This window comes from Tenacibaculum ovolyticum DSM 18103, assembly GCF_000430545.1.
GTDB classification, from domain to species: Bacteria; Bacteroidota; Bacteroidia; order Flavobacteriales; family Flavobacteriaceae; genus Polaribacter; species Polaribacter ovolyticus.
The window spans coordinates 887959-894439 of sequence record NZ_KE387163.1 but is presented as its reverse complement, the minus strand read 5'-3'; the positions used below and the strand labels follow the sequence as shown (position 1 = coordinate 894439).

General features: G+C 29.4%; 3 protein-coding genes and 1 tRNA gene. 3 read left to right on the top strand and 1 reads right to left on the bottom strand.

Features of this window, described 5'->3' with window-relative positions; all coding sequences use genetic code 11:
• Window positions 1-81: transfer RNA gene (locus H518_RS21355), tRNA-Tyr, on the top strand.
• A 121-nt stretch (window positions 82-202) separates the two neighbouring features.
• Here the strand turns inward: H518_RS21355 and H518_RS0114115 are convergent.
• Window positions 203-2359, bottom strand: coding sequence for a C10 family peptidase (locus tag H518_RS0114115; RefSeq protein ID WP_028889666.1), 2157 nt, complete (start codon window positions 2357-2359; stop codon window positions 203-205).
• 518 nt (window positions 2360-2877) lie between these two features.
• Here H518_RS0114115 and H518_RS0114110 point away from each other — a divergent pair.
• Window positions 2878-5277 carry a TonB-dependent receptor gene (locus tag H518_RS0114110; protein ID WP_028889665.1) on the top strand — a complete coding sequence of 800 codons (2400 nt, stop codon included), beginning with the start codon at window positions 2878-2880 and terminating at the stop codon, window positions 5275-5277.
• Window positions 5278-5342: 65 nt separating this feature from the next.
• Complete coding sequence (locus H518_RS0114105; RefSeq protein ID WP_028889664.1) at window positions 5343-6458, top strand: C1 family peptidase; 1116 nt, start codon at window positions 5343-5345, stop codon at window positions 6456-6458.
• Window positions 6459-6481: the final 23 nt, after the last annotated feature.

The window sequence follows — 6481 nt, the reverse complement described above, 5'->3', positions numbered from 1 at the left end:
GGAGATACCAAAGCGGCCAACTGGGACGGACTGTAACTCCGTTGTCTTACGACTTCGCAGGTTCGAATCCTGCTCTCCCCACAAAACCTCAATCTTTTATAGATTGAGGTTTTTTATTTATAATCTTTTTATAAAAAAAAGCCCTTAGAAAATATTTTCTAAGAGCTTTCATTATTTAATCTAATGCTATAAGTTGGAAATGTTATTTACCAGATTTTATAAAAGATTTAGTGTATTTTGTATTTTTATCAAATACTTTTAAATAATAGATACCAGTTTTTAATTTCTCAATATTGATTGAAGGAGAAAATGAATTTTGAATTACAACTTTTCCGTTAGCATCAATAATTTGATACTTTGCCTTTTTAAGCGTTTTTCCAACTTTAATATTTAAAACCTTACTTGATGGATTAGGGTATACAAGTAGATTAATTAAAGAAGTATTACTAATCTCTTTATCGGTTGCTTTCGTTATAATTTCACGAGCAGAAGTTTTAGTAATGTTTACAGTGTAATCTTCTACCTCACCGTCGTTAAATAATTCACAAGGGGTTTGTGTGTTTTTATACTTCATTGATACTCGCATTCTAGTTGATCCAGTTAAGGCATTTTCAGGAATTTTAACACTATAGGTTTTGTTAGCTCCATTTGTAGTAGATTCACTAACTACCTTTTCATTTTCATCAAACTTTCCGTTTTGATTGTAATCTATCCAAACACTAAAAAATTCAGTGTATAAACTACCACTAAAACCAGCGCTAATAACTAAATCGTTAGTAGTTCCAGAAACAACAGAAGCAGTTTTATTTGTGAAATCAGCATAACCATTATTATGACCTGTAGTATTTGTCATATTACCAAAAGAAACAAAATCAATCCATTCATATTTTATTCTATTTCCTTTTGATTCGCAATAGTTTTTGTTTTTACCTACAGTAATATTAAATTCTTGTAACGTACTATTATCACCATCTGTAGCTTCTAATACAACTTTGAATTCTCCTGAGTTTGAATTAGAAGGGGTTCCTTGTAAAGAATAGATACCATTGTCTAATTTAATACTTAACCAGCTAGGACCTTCTTTTAAAGATGTTTTTATGATGTCTTTACGGTTTTCGTCAGTAGTGGTAATTTGGTAATTGTAAGGCTGATCAATGTCTACAAAAGTAGTAGGCTTAGATTTAAATATTGGAGCAATATTTGTAGGATATAAATTAATGATAACAGCATTGTTGTCTATCCAGTTGTATTTACCTCCGTGAGTAACCATTTCAGTTAAGTAAAAGTAACCATTACTTCTTCCTGCCCAGCCCCAGTTAATGTGAAAAAAATCACCTTGATCTGTAGTATCATATCCATCTAAAGCAAATAAATGACCTGCTCCTCCAGCGGTAGGGTCTTCAAGGTTTTTACTTCTTCCTGAATATAAAACTGGCCTTTTTTCATTAAGTTGCTCTTTTATAACGTTACTCCATTCACTATCAGAATAGCGGTATCTGTAAACCATTCTAGCTCCATTGTTGTATTTGAAGTTTCTTTTTAAAGAAGATAAAGCATTCGTTGTATAAGCACCTGAACCTCCGTTTGCAGATGTTCCGTAATTCATCCTAACAGCAACACCTGCGTGGTATGAAAGTTTTGCATTTTCATCATCAGCTCTGGTTTTAGACATGTTATCCCAATCGTATTGTTCGTTTTCAAAATCAACACTAAGGTTTCCGTATTTATTGTGATTGTATGATGTTTTACCACTTCCTGTTGAAGGAAATTCCCAGTATCTCATTACTTGCGACATTGCTGTAGCTACACAGCCAACAATAGCTTGACCATCATCATCACTCGGACAAAATTTTTGAAAACCACTAGACTGTGTGTAAAGAATATCATCCATAAATGGAGCAATAACTTTTGTTTTACGTTGGTTTTGTGATTTTGATTTAAGTAATTTATTCCATCCAGAATTAGCAGATTTCATTTTACCTGTTTTTTGAGCTAATGCACTTTCGTAAACAAACGATTTGTAACCGTTAAGTAAAGTTTTAGTTGTTGGGTTTTCTAAATTAGTATCAAAAAAAGAAGTATCTGAATATGCTAAAATAGGTTTGGTTGAATCGTCTGCAGAAACAATAACAAAACCACCCTTTTTAAAGCTTATGATGTAGTAAACAACACGCTCATTATGATGAATTTCTTTTATTGATAAAGCCTCTTTTTGATTCGTTTTTGCACTTCTTTGTAATTTATTGCTTAGCCATTTATTAGCGACAGAAATAGCCGTTTTTTTATTAATTGGGTCGGCAAATGTACTCTTGAAGCAAAAGAGTAAAATCATAGTTAGTAAAGTAATTTTTTTAATCATTTTTTAATTATTTATTAAGTTATTATTTGTAATGATTCAAAATTAAGTAGCGTATTATAATCACACAATACCCAATGACCCTATCTACAAATAGGGTTAACCCTATTTATTTTAACACTTGGTTTATTGTAAAAAGCTAACTGTCATTTAATTAGTGGGTTGTGAAAAAATGTAGCTTTGAAAATTATTGTTTTTGGAGTGAAAATAATAATAGTGTTATTTATAATATGTTTTTTAAAGTGTTTATAATTAGGTGTTTATTTATTTAGGTGAAGTTTAATTTGAGTTGTTCATTATGGGCTGTTTTGTTAAAAAAAGGAGTTGTAAAAGCAACTTTTGATTCTTCTTGTTGTTTTTTAATTAAAATTAGGGAAGATACCTAAGGCTTACTTTTTGTGAAGTTTGTAATTTGTAAATAAAATAAAATAAAATAAAATAAGATTTTATTTTCTTTGTTTATCTTTTTAGTGTTTTTGTTAAACAATTTGTATTTTTGTTAAACCTTAATTGTGTTATTTATGAAAAATTTACTTTTAGTTGTAATTATATTACAATCATTTATTTCAGTTGGTCAAACTGAAGGAGAGATTTACGGGAAAATAATTGATGCTAAAACAAGAGAAATTATTCCTTTTGTGAACGTGTTGGTTTATGGTACTTCTATTGGAGGTGCTTCAGATGAGAATGGGGCATTTAAAATTTCAAACGTTCCGTTAGGTTATAATAAATTACGAGTTTCATTTATAGGTTATGAAACATTAATTTCTGATGAATATTTAGTAACTAAAGATAATTCACCGTTTGTAACTATTGTGCTAAAAGAGAATAGTACAAATTTGAAAGAAGTAGAAGTTAAGGCTAGTTTATTTAAAAAATCATTAGAAAGCCCTCTATCACTTCAATCATTAGGAGTTGCAGAAATAGAGAAAAATCCAGGAGGGAATAGAGATATTTTAAAAGTTATTCAATCGTTTCCTGGGGTAGCTTCTAACCCTGGATTTAGAAATGATATTATAATAAGAGGAGGTGCAACCTCTGAAAATAAATTTTATTTAGATGGTATAGAGGTTCCTGTTATAAACCATTTTCAAACACAGGGGGCAACAGGAGGACCAGTAGGAATAATGAATGCAGATTTAATTCGTAAGGTTGACTTTTACTCGAGTGCTTTTCCTGCAAACAGAGGTAATACCTTAAGTTCTGTAATTGAGTTTACTCAAAAAAGAGGAAATCCAACAGCTTTAAATACAAGAGTAACATTAGGTACTTCAGATGCAGGTGTGACTTTAGATGGTCCTTTGAGTGAAAATACAACATTTATGTTCTCTGTACGTCAATCATACCTTCAGTTTTTGTTTAAGTTAATTAAACTTCCTTTTTTACCAACATATAATGATTTTCAATTAAATGTAAAATCTCAATTGTCAAAAAATAGTGAATTGTCTATTGTAGCTTTAGGAGCTATAGATAACTTTAAGTTAAATGAATCTGTTAATGATGGAGAAACGGATGAAGAAACTTTAAAAAGAAATAAAGTAGTTTTAAATACGGTTCCTGTAAATAGTCAATGGAATTATACTGTAGGTGCTAGTTATAAATATTTTGATAAAAACGCTACTCATTTATTTGTTTTAAGTAGAAATGAACTTAAAAACAAGGCAAAGAAATACTTTATGAATGAAGAGTTGCCATCAAATTTATTATTAGATTATAATTCTAAAGAAATAGAAACGAAATTTAGGTACGAGAATAACTTTAGTACAGCGAATAATTATAGGGTTAATATTGGAACGAATTTAGAAAAAGCAACCTATATAAATAACACTTATAGAAAAGTAGCAAACGCTAATAGTGTTTTTGAAGATGCATTTAATTCAGAAATAGATTTTATAAAGTATGGTATTTTCGGTCAAGTATCAAAAGAGTATTTAAATAATAAGTTAGGAGTTTCTTTTGGTTTTAGAATTGATGGAGTTGATTATAACAGTGAAATGAAAAATTTATTGAATCAATTTTCACCTAGATTGTCTTTAAGTTATAATTTAAATGAAAAATTAGCTGTTAATTCATCAATAGGTCGTTATTACCAATTACCTTCTTATACTGTTTTAGGTTTTAAGAATAACGTAAATGAATTTGTCAATAAAAAAGGATTAAAATATATACGGTCAGATCATTTTGTAGGTGGATTATCATATAAACCAAATACCAGTTCTAAAATTACTTTTGAAGGGTTTTATAAAACATACGATAATTATCCATTTTCAGTAAGAAATCAGATAAGCTTAGCTAATTTAGGAGCAGATTTTGGAGTTGTTGGAAATGAAGAGGTAGTTTCTAATAATAAAGGAAGAGCCTATGGTTTTGAAGTGTTAGCACAGAAAAAGTCATATAGTGGTTTATACGGAATTGCATCTTATACTTTTGTAAGAAGTGAGTTTAAAAATGCTGTTGGTAATTACATTCCTTCTACATGGGATAATAAACATCTTGTAACTATAACTGCAGGAAAAAAATTAAAGAAAAATTGGGAAGTAGGTGCTAAATTTAGATTGGTTGGAGGTAGACCTTATACTCCTTATGATGAAAATGCATCTTCATTAAAATCAAATTATGATGTTGTAAATGGAGGGGTTTTAGATTACGTAAAATTAAACGGAGAACGTTTTAATACATACACACAGTTAGATGTAAGAGTTGATAAAACATGGTATTTAAAGAAAGCAGCAATCAACTTATATGTTGATATTCAAAATATTTATGCAAGTAGTTCTAAACAACGTCCATTTTTATTGCCAATTGAAGATCAAAACGGTAGAGTTTCCGACCCTAATGATAGTTTTAGATACCTTTTAGAAGAAATTGAAAGTACATCAGGAAGAGCTTTACCAAGAATAGGAGTGATCGTAGATTTTTAGATTTATTAAAATTTTTAAAGTTGTTATAAAAGCAGTAAATTGCTCAATAAAACAAAATACAACTTATGAAAAAATTATTGATAGGAACTGCTTTTACTCTTTTAAGTATTGGTTCAGTAACTGCTCAAAAATACCAGTTTAATACAGTAAAAGACATTGAAAGTACGCAGGTAAAAAGTCAAGGAATATCTGGTACTTGTTGGAGTTTTTCTACAACATCATTTTTAGAATCAGAAATTATACGATTAACAGGAAAAAATATAGATTTATCAGAAATGTATACAGTTCGTAATACATATTCAGATAAGGCTAATAATTATTTATACCGTCAAGGAAAAGCACAATTTAGTGAAGGTGGTTTAGGGCATGATGTTATTAATTCTGTTGCAAATTATGGTTTAGTACCTGAAAGTGTTTTTTCAGGATTAGAATTGGGGCAGGTAAAGCATAATCATGCAGAGGTAGTTTCTGTTTTAAAATCAATGCTAGACGCTTATATAAAAAACCCAGCAAGAGAATTAAGCCCGAGATGGAAGCAAGCTACCGAAAGTGTTTTAGATGTTTATTTAGGGAAAAATAAAAAAGAATTTGAATTTGAAGGAAAGAAGTATACTCCAAAGACTTTTGCTGAGTATGTAAAAATTAATCCATCAAATTACGTTACTATAAGTTCGTTTACGCATGCTAAAATGTATGATAAATTTGTTTTGAATATTCCTGATAATTTTTCAAACGGAGCATTTTATAATGTGTCTTTAGATGAAATGGTCTCGGTAACAGAAGAGGCTATTAATAAAGGGTATACAATTGAATTAGATTGTGATGTTTCAGAAAAAACATTTTCGTCAAAAAACGGTGTAGCATTTATACCAGCTAGTAGTTCTGAAAATAAAAAAGGATTAAAAGAAATTGTAAAAGAGAAGAAAATTACAGCTAGTTTTCGTCAATCAGAATTTGAAAACTTTAATACTACAGATGACCACTTAATGCATATTGTAGGTTTAGTAAAAGATCAGAAAGGAAACAAGTACTTTAAAGTAAAAAATTCTTGGGGTGCTAAACAAGGTAATAAAGGATATGTTTATATGTCAATTCCTTATTTTAAGCTAAAGACTATTTCGGTATTACTTCATAAAGATGCAGTTTCGAAAGATTTAAAAACAAAATTAAGTATCAAATAAAATAACATCACAAAAAAACAAAA

What these genes read in the sequence shown, in the direction of transcription:
- H518_RS0114115 (WP_028889666.1), bottom strand. Translation starts at nt 2,359, where the DNA reads ATGATTAAAAAAATTACTTTACTAACTATGATTTTACTCTTTTGCTTC.
- H518_RS0114110 (WP_028889665.1), top strand. Translation starts at nt 2,878, where the DNA reads ATGAAAAATTTACTTTTAGTTGTAATTATATTACAATCATTTATTTCA.
- H518_RS0114105 (WP_028889664.1), top strand. Translation starts at nt 5,343, where the DNA reads ATGAAAAAATTATTGATAGGAACTGCTTTTACTCTTTTAAGTATTGGT.